The organism is Leptospira yasudae, from assembly GCF_003545925.1.
GTDB lineage: Bacteria > Spirochaetota > Leptospiria > Leptospirales > Leptospiraceae > Leptospira > Leptospira yasudae.
On record NZ_QHCU01000002.1, the window covers coordinates 677,416 to 694,785 of the forward strand.

The following is a 17,370-nucleotide window of genomic DNA, read 5'->3' on the forward strand; positions in this document are numbered from 1 at the left end:
ATTTCAGTTTTCCAAACGATCGGTTTAATTTTCTCCCGGAAAGCTTGTCACGTATTGGATTTTAATATCCGGAAAGCTGGTTACGAACTGAACCTTCGTATCGGGAAAGGAATTTACGATCTCCCATTTACCGCAAGAGTCGGGAAAGGACGTTACCTTCTGCACCTTTAGGTCCGGAAAGGAAGTCACTTCCTGCACTTTTACGTCCGGGAAACTCGTTACGATCTGAATCTTTCCGTACAGTTTCTTGCCGTTGAACGTACAACCGGATTGAACGTTGCCGGCATACGCAGTTCCCGCCGCTATCACCAGGCAGATTGAAAAAATCATTAACAACACTTTTCTTGTCATTCGATTCTCCTCTTGCTACGAATATAAGCCCGGAAATTTATTTTTGGAAACTAATTTTTAACCAACGGCGATAAAATGGTAATGAACGACCTGTTATCGGGATTGTTCGTATTAACGGAAAAAGGATCTATTTTAGCCCCGGAAAAGAAGTCACATATTTGATCTTTATATCCGGGAAACTTTCTACGAATTGTATCTTCGTGTCAGGAAACGATTCGACCATTTTCCATTCTCCGCAGGAATCGGGAAAAGAATCCACGATCTTAACTTTTAAATCCGGAAAGGATTCAACGACTTTAACTTTGATATCGGGGAAGCTCGTTACGATTTTTATTCTTCCGTATAACTTCTTTCCTTTAAACAGACAAGCGCTGTCGCCGTTCTTAGCGTAGGTCGCATTTCCGCTTAAAAAAAGAAATAAGCAAAGGATGAGAATTTTCGTTTTCATAAGCGATCGGCTCCCGCGTATATTTTCAAAACGTCCATTGGAACGATTCGATTCTTTAAGGTTCCAAAAGAAGCGATTTTGTAAGGGAAATTGAGTTGCTCAATCGACTCTTTTTTTCGGTATAGTGGAATGAAGGGAAGAAACGCTTTCGCGATTCTTCCTAATGATGCGGGCAACGGTCCATGAACGATTCCAAACAAAACGGCAAAGACAAACCATCCATCGATGAGATACAGGAATGCATTCGCTTTCTCGAATCATTGACCGAAAAACCGGAATTGTTGACGTCGATTCCCGAAAAAGAACGCATCGCGTTGATGATCGTCGCCGGTAAAATTTCCCGTCCGGATCGGAACGAAATCCGAATTCGCAATAAAACGATCAAACACAGCAGAAGAAAAGAAGTCGTCGCTTCTGAAAAGAAAGCGCGTGCATTGACCGGAATCCGTTTGGCGCGGACCGCGACCGTATTCAAAGCACCTCTGCAAATCGCGGATCAAACCGATATCTGGAAAAGCGAAAACGCGCCCGAGTTAGCTTCACCACGAAATTGTTATATTTGTAAAAAGGAATATACGCGTCTTCATTTCTTTTACGATGCGATGTGCGTCGAATGCGGGGATTTGAACTATAAAAAAAGATATCAGACCGCTTCCTTATACGGACAAGTCGCCTTGATTACGGGCGCAAGATTAAAAATCGGCTATCAAGCGACGTTGATGCTGCTTCGCGCGGGGGCGACCGTGATCGCTACGACTCGTTTCCCCGTGGATGCGGCACTGCGTTTTTCCAAAGAGGAGGATTTTTCCCATTGGTCCGATCGTCTTCAAATTTTCGGATTGGATCTGAGGCATACTCCGAGCGTGGAATTGTTCGCAAGTTACATCGAACAAACCGTGGATCGTCTGGATATTTTAATCAATAACGCAGCGCAGACGGTTCGCAGACCTCCCGGCTTTTATTCCCACATGATTCAATCCGAATTATTAGAATATAAGGATATACCGAAAGAAGCCGCTCAGCTTTTGAAGTTGCATCGGGATTGCAAGGAACGTTTGACTTCTTTCGGCGGAGGGAATCTCGCAAACGAAGCGGCTCTTCCCGTCAGCTGGAACGGAAAAATTCCCGGGGTCGGCATTCGTTCTTCGGCGCAGCTTTCTCAGATTCCGTACTCTCACGATAATTCTTTCGAATTGGAGACGGTTTTTCCGGAAGGACAACTCGACGCCGATTTACAGCAGGTCGATCTGAGAAAAACGAACAGTTGGAGACTGAAACTCGGAGAAATTCAAACCTCCGAGATGCTCGAAGTTCAACTCGTCAACGCGGTCGCTCCCTTCGTTCTTTGCAATCGCCTCGTTGGCATTATGCGAAGAGAAAACACGGGACAAAAACATATCGTGAACGTCTCCGCGATGGAAGGAAAGTTTCATCGGTTTAAAAAAGAAGACAGACATCCTCATACCAACATGGCAAAGGCCGCGTTGAATATGCTCACGCACACGTCTGCGAGCGATTTTGCAAAAGACGGAATTTATATGAATGCCGTGGATACGGGTTGGGTGACCGACGAGGACCCGATCGAATTGTCCCAAAGAAAACAGGATCTGCACGATTTTCAACCGCCTCTGGATATCGTAGACGGGGCGGCGCGTGTTTGTGATCCGTTCTTTGACGGAATCTTAACCGGCAAACATTGGTGCGGTAAGTTCTTAAAGGATTACTTTCCGATCGATTGGTGATCGGTCCGTGCATTGACCGAAGCTTTTAAAAGCCGTCGCCGTCGAAAACCGATCTAATTTCTATTGGATCATCCGTCTCGTTATCGATCCAATCACAAATCCTCCGGCTCGATCGTTTTCAGTTTCTTAAAGGTTTCGAAGAATTCGCTTTCGATCGTTTCCCTTCTCGTTTTTTTCGCGGGACCCAAAATCAACAGACGATTCTTCGCTCGCGATAAACCGACATACAAAATTCTTCTTTCCTCTTCGAGCAGCTCCAAAGGAGAATCCGGTTTTGCGTTCCATCCGTCGGCCACGTCCACAAAAACGGTGTGGAATTCCAAACCCTTGCTCGCGTGTATCGTCATCAGGAAATCTTCGGGAACACCGGCTCGAACATATTCAGCAATTCTAAAGTTCGAACGACATAGAATTTTAACGTCGTTCTCGGCCGGTTCGAGCGATCGAATCAAAAAGGGAATCAAGTCCGAAACTTCTTCGATCGGAATTCTTCCCGCGAGTCCCTTTCCTGCGCGCGCCGGAAGAACTTCCTTTTCGATTTTTTCACGGTTTTTTCCGATGGGGATCGCGGAAGCACGAATGATTTCGGGAAGAGATCGATAGTTTACGTTCAAGAAATGAATCCTACAAGGTTGAAATAACTTTTGAAAATTCAAAAAAGCGAATGGAGAACAACCTCGAAATCCGTATATACTTTGAGAATCGTCTCCGACGACCGTAATCGAAGCGCTTTGAGAAAGGAGTTTTAAGAACTCGAGTTGTTCCGAGTCCGTATCTTGAAACTCGTCCACGATGATTTTTCGAAGCGTTCGTTTCGGTTCGAACGTCCACGCTTCTTCGTTTTCCAGACCTTCCAAAAACATTCTCACCAAATCCTCAAAGTCCAAAAAACCGTTTTCCTTTTTGTAATTTTGATAAGCGAACTCGAGATTCTTTTTCAATTCCGGAAAATATTCCCGAATATAAGGAACATTCTCCGCCCAAAAAAGCTCGTAAGGAATTCCGCCGACTTCGTCCCGTTTCGATTTCAGATATTCCCGATAAAATAGAATCTTATCCTCCGGCGGAAGGATCTTCGGTTTTTGAACTTTAAACTTCGGATGCCAACGGCTGAGCGCATACAAACAATAGGCGTGAAACGTCTGAACTCGGATCGAATCCTTTCCGGTGGCTCGTAAGATTCGTTCCGAAATTTCTCCTGCGGCTTTTCTGGAAAACGTCAAGACCAGAACGGATTCTTCCGGAAATAAGTTTTCGACTAAAATTCGTTCGATGATTCCGACCATCGTGCTCGTTTTACCCGAACCGGCCGCGGCTACGACTTGAACGAATCTCGTATTTTCTTCGATGACCGCTTTTTGGGCCTCGCTGTATAAAACCTTCTTTTCCACTCGTTTGCTCCGTTGTTGAACCCGGTTCTTGAAAGCGGAAAAAAGGAGAGAATATTCGGATTTTTTGATATGTTCCGGGAAAAAGGCTGTACTTTTTCGAAAAGAAACCGGAGGATTGAATAGGTCCTTCCGATTTCGATCGGGATGGGATTTCTCTCAGGTGTGAAGATCGAATGATGACGCAAAGCCCCGTTCACGTTTTACCGCGAAAAAGAACCCGATTCCGCGCTACGGTCGGGTCGGTGCTTCCTCATAAAAATCCGGAACTGTCGAGAATTCTTCTGCAGGACATTTGTCTGTTGATTTCCGGAAAGCCGGTGATTCAGGCTCAACTCTTTTATCTTTCCCGAAAATTCCGATCCATGGATCTGAAACCGGGAAACGAAGTCGAGTTCGACGCAAGGATCAAACCCGATCGAAAAGGTCTTTCTTCCGATTCGATCCGATTGAATTATCCCACGAAAATTTTCCGTTATAATCCGGGAAAAGAGCGCTTCCTTTTTTAGCGTTTTACGCGTTTGACTTACCCGATCCTCGGTAAATTCTATCCTAAATTGAATTTACGATAGAACCTCGCTCTTTCGAGCAGGGGAGGTACCTTGGAAACCCTTAAGTTTTTTCTCGATTTCTTTTTAAACCTGGAAGCGCACTTGGATACGATCATTCAAACGTATCAAAACGGCACTTACGTCATTCTATTCTTGATTATCTTTGCGGAAACCGGTTTGGTCGTTACGCCTTTCCTTCCCGGAGATTCCCTTCTTTTTGCGGTCGGCGCGTTTATCGCGAGAGGCTCCCTCGATTTGGGGAGTACGCTCGTCCTTCTCATCATCGCCGCGATTTTGGGCGATACGGTCAATTATTCTGTGGGGAACTTTACCGGAGAAAAGATATTAGAAAAAGAGAAAATACCTTTGATCAAAAAGGAACATCTCCAAAAAGCCCATCGATTTTACGAAATTTACGGCGGTAAAACGATCATCATCGCTCGATTTATTCCGATAATCCGCACGTTCGCCCCTTTCGTCGCGGGAATCGGAACCATGACATATGTTAAGTTTATCGCATATAATGTGATCGGCGCAATCGTTTGGATCTCGATTTTTATCCTCGGCGGGTATTATTTTGGGAACTTAGAATTCATAAAAAGAAATTTTAAAATTGTAATATTCGCAATTATTATTATTTCTGTCATGCCTGCGGTAATCGAATACTGGAAGGAAAGAAGAAAGGGTAGGGTTTAATCTTTTTCAAACAAAAAAGCTCGCCCGGGTTGTTGCTAAACGATGAACTTAAGAGAAAGTTTTATTTCGAAATTTTCGGCGAGCTTTGTAAAACCCAGATTCGAGATCTGGTTCGCGGCCATTTTGATTCCCGAGACTCATCAGGCGTTTTGGGTCCGATATTCCACTCTCAATCCCAGAAGCAATCGGGACTTATTCCCATCCGGGGCCCTTTGGGCCTCTTTGTTCGATCGAAAAAATCCTAAAAATCATCGAACCACGGTCCAATCCTTTCCGTATGAAACCGTAACGATTTCCGACGATTCGATCGATTTTCCGGACGCGTCGGTCGGTCCCGATCACATGCGCGGTAAAATTCAAACGCAGCAAGGGGAGAATTTATCCTGGGATCTGGAGTTTCGTCATAAACAAGAACCCGCTTGTCATCTTCCACCTTGGCTCGAAAAAACCCCGATTCCGAAAACGAGAAGCATCGTATCTTCTCCGTTTACCGAAGTCGCGGGGTGGATTCAGCTCGCGAATCAAAAATTCACATTCCAAAATGCGAATGGACATTTCAATCATATCTGGGGAACCAATCGGGTCGCTCAGTTGTATTGGACTTTTGTTCCGAAATTCGACAATGATCCGGACAATTGGTCCTTGGAAATCGTAACGGTCCGCCCGCAACCCTTCGCGCCGACCTTGACCTTCGTTACGCTCTTAAAAGCGGGAGTTCCGATCCATCAACATTCCATTTTCCGTTCTTTAAGAAGCGCCACAAAAGTGGAATATCCTAAAGTGACTTTCAAAACCCGTCTCGACGACTATGAGATTTTTGTGGAAGGGGAAATGGACCGCGAACAAATCGCGGGCTACATCTACCGCGATCCGGACGGAAGTCCGAGATACATCGAACAAAGCGATATCGGAACCGTAAAGTGCGTTATCCGCCATCGCGGGAAAGAAATCACTTTAAAGGCGGAACAAGCCGCGGGTGTTGAGTTTCACGGAATGCGCCCTTGGAGAAACGATCACGCTTACTTGGATCCATATCAGGTTCGGTTTTAGGATCTGATTTATGAAGCCGACTTCTTCGTAAGAGGTTCGGATTCGATTCTCATTTATTTTTCTTTTGTTTCGGAGCGTTCGGAAAGCGAAGGAAAAAGATGTTTCGTTGAATTTCCGCCTTCGATTTCAAGGGCGTTTTACGCAAGAAACGAAAGCGGAAGAAGGATCGGAAGATTCCTCCGAGTTTCAAATCCGCAGGGAAAAGCCGGCTGCACTTAATGAATCAGCATTTAAAATTGCGGGCCGACTACGCGATTTGGAAGGAGAAGTTGCCTCCAAAAACGGAAGCCATCAATTGCGTGTGCAAATGCAGATTTATCTTTGATCGGATATGCCCGATTCTTAAAATCGCAGTTAGATTTGACTCTTGCTCAAAAGATTGATATTGGATTCGTAACGAGCGCGTTCTCCGGGAAGATCTGATTTTCCGCTTAATTCGATTCCGAGAATGAGATGATTGTTTGCATCCTTGGTAAACCAACGGATCAAACCCTGAACGGTAAACGGAGCCTGCATCTTAAAGAAGATATCGAACACGAAGGCGTCTTGTTTCGGGAGAGTTTCGATCAGATGCGGATGATCGATTTTTACTTTGATCCCGTCTTTGGAAGCCTCTAAAATCTGAAACCGTTCCGTGGTTTTCATCGTGTTGGATTCTTTGATTCGTTCCACCATATCCTTGGCTTGGACTTGAATTTCCTTTGCATAAGCTTCGGTAAGATTCCGATCCTTGCTCTGAATGAGAAAGTATCCGATGGGAATCTGTTCGTCCTGATGATTCGTATAGATGATCGGCACGATCAGTTCGGAAATAATTTTCTGATCCTTGTATTTTTTGAAACAAGACGTTAAATCGTCGTCTACTTCCCGTTCGTAGTTGATTCTTCCCTGCGTATCGCTTTTGTACGAGTTCGCGTCCTGCGTGTTTTCGATCAGAAGATATTTGAATGTCTTTTTAACGATTTCGAATTTTCGATCGAGACCCGGTCGAAACGTATCGATGTTCACGACATCCTTCGTTCTTTGTTTGAGACGATTTTTATAATCCTCAAAGCTCACTTTCACCAGGGTCGGAATGTTGAACATGTTCGCTTCGATCACGGTTTTGGAAGAGACTACGTTCGTGATATAGACGGAACCGGGTTTAACCGGAAATCTCTGCGCGTTTCGATTCTTTCTTGCGATCGCGAGTTTATCCACCTTCAAAGCGAAAATCGATTTTTCCAATTTTTGAAGAAGGATACATTCGATTTGAATGTATTTCGCGAGAATCATATAAAGAATGAAGTAGTTGTCTTCGGGAGAATCCTCTACGTTCGATAACTGTACGAGAATCTTTTCTCCGCCTTCCAGAATTTTTTTAATTACCGCTTTGCGGTCAAAGGGATCGATTTTGAACGTGAGTTCTTTTTCTAAAAGATACTTTGTGATGACGTGATTCTTTTGCTCGATGGACGTTATGATATCCATTTCTCGTTTGGTTTTCTGTAAATATTCCATAACGCGCCGTGCTGTTTTTTAAGAATTGTAATGTGAGAATTTGCCCGCGATGAAGATTCGTAAACGAAAAATTGACCGGTCTAATTATAAAAAGATAATGCTTATTATAATGCTAAAAGAGGCTAAAGAATGTCATAGAATAATTTATTGAACGATTGGCCTTGCTGAACTGCGGGAATCGGTTTTCAAAAAGGGGAATTCTTGCTCAAAAAAAGGGCAGATTTGTCCTGAAAAACCGTCTAAGAAAAAAGATTAAAAATAATTTTAGCGAGAATTGGTTTGCGCCCTGAGAGGAAAATCATTTCACTTCCAATCGGATGATTCGAGTTCGGCAATTCTTTTTACGAACTCTTCGATTCGGCGTTCTAAATGAAAAATCATGAACCTTCTACTCAACCTGAATCATAGAATTCTCGCGCTCCTGAGCTCCGTTTTGATTCTTTATACCGTAATTGCGTTGATTCGACCGATGGATTCCGGTAGAAACGCCTCACCGGCTGCGGCCGCGACTGAATCCTCGGAAGCCTCCGAAGCGGAGGCGGAAAAGGAAAAAGCGGCCGAACTGAAACTGGAGGATCTCGCTTCGCAAGAGAATTCTTTCGCGCTTCATTATGATTTGGAATCGGCTCGTTACAACGATCCGGCAAATCTCATCCCGGTTCAACACTTCACCGAAATAGAAAACCCACCCCCGGAAAAACTCCTACTTTCGATCTGATCATTTTCGAAATTTTCGGGCCTTTGCCCGAGCAGGAGTTTTTATGAATATTCTACAATCACTACCCCGTGTTTCCTGGGACGACTTGAAACACGATATATCTTCGGGCTTGGTCGTCTTTTTAATCGCGCTTCCTCTTTGTATCGGAATCGCCTTCGCATCGGGCGCTCCGATCATCTCCGGTTTGATCGGAGGTATCGTCGGAGGTATCGTCGTTTCCATGATCAGCAAGTCGCCTTTATCGGTCAGCGGTCCGGCGGCCGGATTGACGGTAGTCGTTTACGATTCGATCCAGACGCTCGGAAATTTTAACGATTTTCTTTTAGCGCTCTGCATCGCGGGAGTCTTTCAAATCATATTAGGTTTTTTGAAAGCTGGAATTCTCAGTAATTTTTTCCCCTCTTCGGTCGTGAAAGGGATGTTGGCGGCGATCGGTGCTGTTCTGATACTGAAGCAGATTCCCCACGCGGTCGGTTACGATATGGACTACGAAGGGGATATGGACTTTTTTCAGAGGGATCGGGAAAATACGTTTTCCGAAATCTGGACCGCTTTTGCACGGTTTACTCCCGGCGCTGTTTTATTGTTCACGGTTTCGATTTCTGTAATCCTGTTTTGGGAAAAGCTGAAGCTTCATAAGAAATTTCTAATTCACGGTTCTTTGGTCGCGATTTTAGCGGGCGTTTTGTTAAACGAAGTCTTACGTTCGTTCGGTTTTGCGATTGCGGTAGGTCCGGACCATTTGATTCAACCGATTCGTTTGGAAAGCGTCGCCGATCTTGTCCGGGACGATTATTTTCCGAATCTTTCTCAATGGAAGAATCAGGCGATTTACATAGTCGCGGTCAAGATCTGCGTCGTGGCGAGCTTGGAAACCCTGCTGAATTTGGATGCGATCGAAAAGAGCGATCCTCAAAGGAGAATTGTTTCCAAAAACCGGGAGTTGGTCGCGCAGGGAACCGGAAACCTATTCTCCGCGATCCTTGGAGGACTTCCGATCACATCCGTGGTTATTCGAAGTTCGGCGAATTTACAAGCGGGTGCAAGAACGAGATTTTCCTCGTTTCTGCACGGTTTATTGATTCTCGTTTCTCTCATTCTGATTCCGACTTGGATCGCAAAAATTCCGTTGGCTTCTTTGGCAGCGGTTTTGTTGGTCGTCGGTTATAAACTTACGGATTACAAAACTCTCAAGGCCCAGTATAAAAAAGGAACGGATCAATTTCTTCCTTTTATGGCGACTTTGATCGGAATCGTTTTTTCGGACATTCTAATCGGTATCGGAATCGGGGCTCTGTTTTCCATCTTCTTTATTATGAGAAGAAACATTCTCAATCCGTACGAGTTCAACAAAAAGGATATGGCTTTCGGAGTCGAAGTGAAGATCGACCTTTCCGAGGACGTTTCCTTTCTGAACAAGTCGAGCATGTTGTATAAACTCGAAAAAGTTCCGAATAACGCGCATTTGATTATCGACGGTTCCAAGTCCAAATACATCGACCCGGACGTTTTGGAGATCATCGAAGACTTCAAGATCGTCGCCGAGTCGCGCAACATCAAACTGGAAATCATCGACGTGACTTCTTCGTATGAGAAGATCAAAAACAAACCGCTGGACGTCGTCGCTCAACAGGATTATCAAAGGCTCTTTGATAACAATCGGATCTGGGTCGAAGAAAAGCTTGCGAAAGATCCCGATTACTTTAAGAATCTTGCGTTGGGCCAAGCGCCTCAATATCTTTTGATTTCCTGTTCGGATAGTAGAATTTCCGTTAACGAAATGACCGGCACGAGCGCGGGAGAACTTTTCGTTCACAGAAACATCGCCAATCTCGTGATCGATACGGATATGAACTTGATGTCCGTTCTTCAATACTCTGTCGAAGTTCTTAAAGTGAAACATATCGTCGTTTGCGGACATTACGGATGCGGCGGAGTGAAGGCCGCTATCGACGGAAAGTATCACGGTCTGATCGACGCTTGGCTCCGAAACATCAAACAAGTGTATCGCATCAATCGGAAGGAGCTTTCGGCGATTTTAGACGAGAACGAAAAACACGAACGCCTCGTAGAACTCAACGTGCGGGAGCAAGTTTACAATCTTTGTATGACAACGATCGTCCAAAACGCATGGGCGCAAGGAAACGATCTGCAGCTTCACGGTTGGGTCTATGATATCAAGGAAGGGAAGATTCTCGATCTGCACATAAACATCGATAAGGATTTTCGGGATTACGATATTTTCCGTTATCAATTCGAAACGAAATAACAACGATTCGAAGATGGATTTCCGAATCGATATGGATTTGGGAATCGTAAATTGTCGATTTCAGGAACCGGAGAGTAGCTCCGGCTTCCTGATTCGAAGCCGTAATTCCTGCGTCATTCTTCCCAGACCTATTTCCATCAGTTCGTTTAACGTTTTTAAGACCGGACCTCGAATGTCTTAAGGGATGAGAATATTCAAAAATATGAATGTTTTTTCGAATAATACCTCTCGTTTGAAAGCGATCCTGCGAAACGTTCTCAGTTTAGGCTGGGTTTTTGAAAATCGAAATCCGTTCCTGATTGGAATTCTCTTTTTCCGTTGACAAGCCAATCCTAGCTTTAAGCTGGAGGTATGAGAGGCGGGATCTACAAAGCGGGAATTTTGCTTACGATGTTGTCCGTTGTTGTCCTGCTTCTGGATTGCGGACCGACTTGCGGATTTTACGGTTTAGAAGATGCATCCGTTTATTCCGAATCCGTTTCTCCTTGTCATCAGGATAAGAATTCGGATTCCGAAGAGGAAAGAAACTGCGAATGGGATATCGGTTCCGTCGCGGTTTCGGAATCGGATTCTCAATTCTCCAAACTCATCCGATTTTATTTACCGATTCACTTGTATTCCGCGAACGTTTTCTTTTCGTTCGTATATTCTTCTTTGCAGCTCGAGATCGTTCCAAGCGAAATTCTTTCGGCTGGTCTGCAGCCGATTCGTTTGATTCGATCCGTTCGCATTCTAATTTGATTCAATCCTCCTAACTTATTTTCGGGCCTGTGATAGAGGGCGGCGCGCTGCGTTTCTTTATTCACGGTCCGAGACCGTTCCGATTTTTTAGGAGGTGTTTATGCGATACGATTCAAGTTCCGTTTTCGGGAGAATTCCTTTCTCTTCCGCGGATCAAATTCGATCAAAACAAAATATTCGAAAAATAATATATTCTGTATTTCTAATTTTATTTTTGCCGTTCGTGTCCGCGTATGCGGAATCGAACGAAACCCTGGACGTTCCCAGGATCGTCGGCTTGGCGGAAAAAAATTCTCCGTTGCTTTTGTCTTTGAACGCGGATTTGGAATCCCTGTTTTATCAGCGCAAACAACAGGGAAAAACGCAGAATCCGGCCGTGACGGTCGACTACGGACAAAGAAGCGCGGCCAACGAAAGCGGGGCGGAATATGCGCTTCAATTCGAACAGCCGATCTATTTTCCGGGAAGAAAAGAATTGCGTCAGCTTTTGGTGGATAACGATTCTCGAATCAAGGAAATCCAACTCGCGGAAGCTTCCAATTCCATCCGTTTTAACGCGGTAAAATTCGCGTATCGATATTTGGTTTCGGCGGGAAAACGGAATCACGTCAAGGAACGACTGAGAAGACTTTCGATTCTTGAAAGTTATATTCGCGCGAGACCGTTCATCACTCCTCAAGCCAAGACGGATCTGTTCATCATTCAAAGAAGAATTCTGGCGTTGAGAAAACATTTCAACGATCTCGAGCTGGATGCGAACAAACAATACGAGGCGATGAACTTGTATCTGATGTTGGAATCTTCTCCTTCGTTGCGGATTCCGTTTTTTTCCGAAGGTGTAAAGTTCGATTTCAACCGGCTGCAGACCAAAGCCGTTTCGCAAAATCTCAGTTTGATGGCCGCCAAGGGAGAAATCGAAAAGGCAAAGACCGAACTCAATCTTGCGACTTTGGAAAAATATCCCGATTACTCGATCATCAGTCAGGTGGGCGAGGACCGATCGGGAGTCGCGAACCGCTTTTACGATTTCGGTTTAAAATTTCGAATTCCGGTTTGGGATCAGTTTCAAAATAAGATTTCCGCAGCGGAAACGAACGTAAAGTCGAAACAAGGAATTCTTCAACATCAGGAGAATCTCGTAAAGACGTCTTTCAAGCAGGCGTTTCTCGATTACGAACAATCCAAGATCAATCTGAGGCTTTACGATCTTTCCAAGTTAGACGAAATTGAGCGCGATCTGAATTACGCGGACGTCGAGTTTAAAAAAGGAAGAATTTTGATGATGAGTTATTTGGAATTGGAAAATCAGCTTCATGAAACCCATCACGCGATTTTAGACGCGCAGATTTCCCATCTCGAAGCCTTGCTCAATCTTCTCCATATCACGAATGAAAAAGATATTATAGGAACCTTTAAACATGCTGTCCAGACTTTTGAATATCAGCTTAAGTAATCCGATCCTTTCGGTCGGAATCGTATTTTTCTTATTCGTTTATTCCTTTTTCACTCTGAAAGAGGTTCCGATCGACGCGGTTCCGGACATCACGAACGTACAGGTAATCGTCACCGTAAAAACGGGTTCTCTCGATCCGGAACAAGTCGAAAAGGTCGTCACGTTTCCTCTCGAAACGGAACTGATGGGAATGCCGAATCTGATCGACGTCCGTTCCGTATCTAAATTCGGACTTTCTAATATATCTCTGATCTTTAAAGAAGGAACGGATATTTATCAGGCTCGCAGCATGGTTCTGGAGCGATTGGCGAGCGCCAAGGAGAAACTTCCCAACGGAATTTCTCCCACGATCGTTCCGAACACGACGGGTCTCGGAGAAATTTTCTTTTATACGGTCGAGGCAAAACCGGGAAGCAAACTCGCGTTTCTTCCGGAAAAGGATCTTCTGCTTTATTTAAGAACGGTTCAGGATTATACGGTTCGTCCTCAGTTGAAGGCGCTCGTTCCGGGGATCGTCGAAGTCGATTCCAACGGAGGATACGAAAAGGAAATTCATATCGATTTGAATCCTTTCAAGATGAAATCCTGGGGAATTACGATCGATCAGTTGATCGGAGAATTATCCACGATCGGTGAAAGTTTCGGAGGCGGTTTTATCGAAAACGACGGAAAGGTTTCGATCGTGCGCGCTTACGGGATCAAAAAGAATTTGGCTTCTTTGTCCGAGGTGACGGTTAAGAGAACTCTGACAGGATCTTCGATTTGTGTAGGCGACATCGCGGAGGTGAAGGAGCACGGTAAACAGCGATTAGGCGGAGCGAGCTCCGAAGGAAAGGAAATCGTTCTCGGAACTGCGATGATGCTCCGCGGTGAGAATAGCTATCGGGTGAACGCGGATTTGAATCAGGCGGTTTCGCGTCTGAATCTTCCCGAAGACGTTCAGGTTCGGGTTCTTTTGGAAAGATCCTTTTTGATCCACTCGACGATCAGAACCGTGATCAAGAATCTCGCCGAAGGAGCGATTCTTGTCGTTCTGACTTTGTTCTTTATTCTGTTCAACATCAAAGCCTCCGTAATCGTCGCGATGATCATCCCCGGTTCCATGTTGTTAACCGCCATCTTTATGAAGGTTTTCGGAATTTCCGCGAACCTCATGAGTTTGGGTGCGATCGATTTCGGTCTTCTCGTGGACGCTTCGATCGTGATCACCGAAAACGTTTTGACCCGTTTCGAAAAGACTTCGTTTATCAATCGGGAGGAAAAGATCAAAACGATTCTGAACGCTTCTCTGGAGGTTTTAAAACCGGTTTCGTTCGGAGTCGTCGTGATTATGCTTGTGTACGTTCCGATTTTAACGTTAGACGGAATACCGGGAAAGATGTTTCGTCCTATGGCCGAGACGGTCCTTCTCGCCTTGGGTTTCAGTTTGATTTTGGCGGTTTTCTTTTTGCCTCCGATGCTTTTCTTTTTCATTTCTCCGTCCGCTCAAGGGCAGGGCGCGCATCGAGAGAAGAAAAAAAGCAGGATCGTCACGCTATATGAAACCTATCTTCCGATTCTTTTGAACAAGCCGAAACCCATCGTGATCGGCTCGGTAGTATTCTTTCTTCTAACCTTACTGATCTACTTCAGGATGGGAACGGTCTTTCTTCCGAAGTTGATGGAGGGAGATTTGATGCTCGTCGTCGTTCGGGAAGGGGATATAAGCATCGAAGAAAGTCTGAAAGAACAAAAGGAAGTCGAAAAACTTCTCATGGAAATGCCCGAGGTGCAAAGCGTGTTTTCTAGAATCGGAACGAGTTCCGTTGCGAACGATCCGATGGGAACCTTCAACGCGGATACGTTCATCCTTCTTAAAAAGAAATCCTTGGACGATCTGCTTCAGGCAAAGAATTGGGAACCCTTTTTGGATCGGATTCATAAAAAGGTTCAGGATCGTTTTCCGAGTTCTGAATTGACGCTCAGTCAACCTTTGGAAGCGAGATTCAACGAACTTCTGGAAGGGAGCCGGGCCGACATCAGCGTTCGAATTTTAGGAAAGGATTTAAACGTTCTTTTAGGGCTGCAGGAAACCTTGAAGGAAACGCTTCATAAGATTCCCGGAGCTGCGGAGGTGGAACTCGATCCGATCATGGCCCTTCGGAAATCAAGAGTGATCGACATCACTCCGGACCCTTCTAAATTAAAATATTATAATATATCTCTTCCCTCGTTCAACAACGTGGTCGAATCTTCGATGAGCGGATTCGAGCTCGGAGGTTATTACGAGGAGGAAGTTCGGTTTCCGATTAAAATCTGGCTTTCGGAAGAATTCAGAAACAGGGAATCGGAAATCTCCGATATCGGAGTCGGCACGTTGGACGGAGGGATGATTCCGATTAAGCTTCTCGCTTCCATCGATAAAAAGGAAAAGGTCATGACGATTTCCAGGAACCGATCCAGAAGATTCGTCGCCGTATCGGTGAATCTTCGCGGAAGGGACTTGGAAGGATTTTATTCCGAAGCAAAGGATAAGATTTCCGCAATGAACATACCGCAGGGGTATTCGGTTTTTTGGGGAGGTCAGATCGAGAATCTTGCGAAAGCGAAGGAAAAGTTATCGGTCATTCTTCCTTCCACATTGTTGATGATCTTTGTAGTGTTGTATCTCGGATTGAGATCGGTTCGACAGGCGCTTCTTGTTTTCTTTTGTGTTCCGTTCGCTCTTACGGGAGGAATTTGGTTTTTATTTTTGCGAGGAATGGATCTAAGCGTTTCCGCTTTCGTGGGATGTATCGCGTTGTCCGGAATCGCCGTGTTAAACGGACTCGTTAAGTTGGATACGATTCATCGAATCCGAGAGGAAAAAAATCTTTCCGTGCGGGATGCGGTTTTGGAAGGTGCGACGAGCAGAATCCGTCCCGTAATCATGACGGCTCTTGTCGCTTCGTTCGGGTTTATTCCGATGGCGTTCGGCGGCGGCTTGGGTTCAGAGGTTCAGAAACCGTTGGCAACGGTCGTGATCGGAGGAATCGTTTCTTCCACTCTGCTTACGCTTGTCATTCTTCCCGTGTTCTATTATTGGATGGAAAAGAATTCAGAAAATTAGAATATTCAAAAAATAGAAATTATTCTCCGGAGTTTTCGGGACCGCATTTTTACGATCCCGAAAACTTCGAAACGGTTACTGATTGGATTTGGCGTTGTTAGCCATTTTCAAGAAGTAAGCGTTCGTGTCATACCAGAGTTGTCCCAAGTAGAGAGCGTTGGTCGCTTCCAGGTGATCGATTCCGGTCGTTAAAAGTGGGATAGAAGGTCCTCCCTTCCAAGTTCCCCATCTTTGAGAGGAATCGGGAACGACGCCGTCGTTTGCGATGCTCATCCCGTAAAAAGGAGCGCCGATCGCACAGATTGGATGGAGCAATCCCATAGCAGGATGTTGAATCAGATCCGCCACGCTGATCGTCGAACCGTAAGAAAAATACTTCACTCCGGAAGCGTTCGGCGCGGAGGCGTTGAACGTTTTCGCTCCGTCCGTTGTGAGCAATTTTAACGCAGCGGTCGCGTTTTGGCTGGAATCTCCGTAAACCACACCCGCAAGTGTTTCGATAATCGTGGAAACGTAAGGAAGAGCCCAGCTCGGGATCACCGCCAAAACGATGTTTGCGATCGGACTTCCTTGGTGAGGAGTATTCAGAGTTGTTACGCTTGCAACCTTGCTGCTCATGGAAAGATTCGAAACCATGTAACGCGCATCCAATCCGCCTTGCGAGTGGCCGATGATATGCACTTTACCGGTGTAATTGTTTGCGGCCATTGCCGCGAGGATTGCCGTCTTCAATTGAGAAGCTCTGCTTGCGCTGGAATTCAACGCAGTAACGGAAGGAGTTAGAACGGTTGCTCCTTGATTGCGAAGATACGCCGCGTTTCCTCCCCAATAGTCGACTACCGTAGAACCGTTTCCCCAACCGAACAAACCGTGAGCTAAAACGATCGGATAACTTCCGGAGAGCGGTTTTCCCGTTCCTCCACCGGAGGCTGACAACACGCTCGTCATAAAGAAGACAAGCACAACACTTAATATTCTCATCACACTTTTCATTTGTATTTACCTCGTGCGATCCATCCGGAATCGCAGAACGAAGGGTAGCAGAGAACGAACGTCGTTCAAGAAAAAAACGTTAAGCGACATTCAAAATGCGTAATTTTATCGCATAACGTACGTCCGTAATTTAAAACGCTAATTGAATATTCTTAAAATAGTATATTCTTTAAATATAATTCTTTTTAGGAAGGCGCGGGTGCCGGTTGGGGCGGAAACGTTGGTTTTGGCGCGGGGAAGAGGAACTAAGGCCGGTTTTTTTAGACGCAAAAGAGTCGCCCCGCAGTTATAAAAACCGCGGGAGCGGGGAAAAGTCAGAGGAATTGATCTACGGTTCTCAAAAAGAACGTAAATTCTTCTTACCCGAAAGAATCCAACGCTC

At 45.2% G+C, this 17,370-nt stretch carries 14 protein-coding genes; 9 read left to right on the top strand and 5 right to left on the bottom strand.

What is annotated here, in order from left to right; all coding sequences use genetic code 11:
- Window positions 1-24: 24 nt before the first annotated feature.
- Complete coding sequence (locus tag DLM76_RS08450; protein ID WP_118957923.1) at window positions 25-330, bottom strand: 7(1) septoil knot domain-containing protein; 306 nt, start codon at window positions 328-330, stop codon at window positions 25-27.
- A gap of 148 nt (window positions 331-478) precedes the next feature.
- The gene (locus DLM76_RS08455) at window positions 479-799 is read right to left on the bottom strand and encodes a 7(1) septoil knot domain-containing protein (RefSeq protein WP_118964907.1); all 321 of its coding nucleotides are present in this window, start codon (window positions 797-799) and stop codon (window positions 479-481) included.
- Window positions 800-981: 182 nt separating this feature from the next.
- Between DLM76_RS08455 and DLM76_RS08465 the strand changes: the two genes are divergently transcribed.
- A complete protein-coding gene (locus tag DLM76_RS08465; RefSeq protein WP_118964909.1) occupies window positions 982-2,541 on the top strand; it encodes an SDR family NAD(P)-dependent oxidoreductase in 1,560 nt (519 codons plus the stop codon).
- A gap of 92 nt (window positions 2,542-2,633) precedes the next feature.
- Here the strand turns inward: DLM76_RS08465 and DLM76_RS08470 are convergent, their stop codons facing one another.
- Entirely contained in the window at window positions 2,634-3,932 is a 1,299-nt protein-coding gene (locus DLM76_RS08470; RefSeq protein WP_118964910.1) for a UvrD-helicase domain-containing protein, read from the bottom strand.
- A 173-nt stretch (window positions 3,933-4,105) separates the two neighbouring features.
- Here DLM76_RS08470 and DLM76_RS08475 point away from each other — a divergent pair, with 173 nt between their 5' ends.
- From DLM76_RS08475 to DLM76_RS08485, 3 genes are all read left to right on the top strand, one after another.
- A complete protein-coding gene (locus DLM76_RS08475; protein ID WP_118957891.1) occupies window positions 4,106-4,438 on the top strand; it encodes a hypothetical protein in 333 nt (110 codons plus the stop codon).
- Window positions 4,439-4,531: 93 nt separating this feature from the next.
- Window positions 4,532-5,176: a DedA family protein gene (locus DLM76_RS08480; protein WP_118964911.1), complete on the top strand. Its 645-nt coding sequence runs from the start codon at window positions 4,532-4,534 to the stop codon at window positions 5,174-5,176.
- Window positions 5,177-5,218: 42 nt separating this feature from the next.
- Window positions 5,219-6,226, top strand: a complete 1,008-nt coding sequence (locus DLM76_RS08485) for a hypothetical protein (RefSeq protein WP_118964912.1) — start codon at window positions 5,219-5,221, stop codon at window positions 6,224-6,226.
- 354 nt (window positions 6,227-6,580) lie between these two features.
- Here the strand turns inward: DLM76_RS08485 and DLM76_RS08495 are convergent, their stop codons facing one another.
- Window positions 6,581-7,726, bottom strand: coding sequence for a DUF1577 domain-containing protein (locus DLM76_RS08495; protein WP_118964914.1), 1,146 nt, complete (start codon window positions 7,724-7,726; stop codon window positions 6,581-6,583).
- A 379-nt stretch (window positions 7,727-8,105) separates the two neighbouring features.
- Here DLM76_RS08495 and DLM76_RS08500 point away from each other — a divergent pair, with 379 nt between their 5' ends.
- From DLM76_RS08500 to DLM76_RS08520, 5 genes are all read left to right on the top strand, one after another.
- Window positions 8,106-8,444 (top strand): hypothetical protein, encoded by a 339-nt coding sequence (locus tag DLM76_RS08500; protein ID WP_118957886.1) that lies wholly within the window; start codon window positions 8,106-8,108, stop codon window positions 8,442-8,444.
- A gap of 43 nt (window positions 8,445-8,487) precedes the next feature.
- The gene (locus tag DLM76_RS08505) at window positions 8,488-10,713 is read left to right on the top strand and encodes a SulP family inorganic anion transporter (RefSeq protein ID WP_118964915.1); all 2,226 of its coding nucleotides are present in this window, start codon (window positions 8,488-8,490) and stop codon (window positions 10,711-10,713) included.
- A 351-nt stretch (window positions 10,714-11,064) separates the two neighbouring features.
- Entirely contained in the window at window positions 11,065-11,454 is a 390-nt protein-coding gene (locus DLM76_RS08510) for a hypothetical protein (RefSeq protein ID WP_118964916.1), read from the top strand.
- Between the two features lie 100 nt (window positions 11,455-11,554).
- On the top strand, window positions 11,555-12,907 hold the full coding sequence (locus DLM76_RS08515) for a TolC family protein (protein ID WP_118957883.1): 1,353 nt from the start codon (window positions 11,555-11,557) through the stop codon (window positions 12,905-12,907).
- Window positions 12,873-15,995, top strand: a complete 3,123-nt coding sequence (locus tag DLM76_RS08520; RefSeq protein ID WP_118964917.1) for an efflux RND transporter permease subunit — start codon at window positions 12,873-12,875, stop codon at window positions 15,993-15,995. The genes DLM76_RS08515 and DLM76_RS08520 overlap by 35 nt, the downstream gene beginning before the upstream one ends.
- Before the next feature lie 75 nt (window positions 15,996-16,070).
- Here DLM76_RS08520 and DLM76_RS08525 read toward each other — a convergent pair whose 3' ends face one another.
- The gene (locus tag DLM76_RS08525) at window positions 16,071-16,988 is read right to left on the bottom strand and encodes a lipase family alpha/beta hydrolase (RefSeq protein WP_118957881.1); all 918 of its coding nucleotides are present in this window, start codon (window positions 16,986-16,988) and stop codon (window positions 16,071-16,073) included.
- Window positions 16,989-17,370 lie beyond the last annotated feature (382 nt).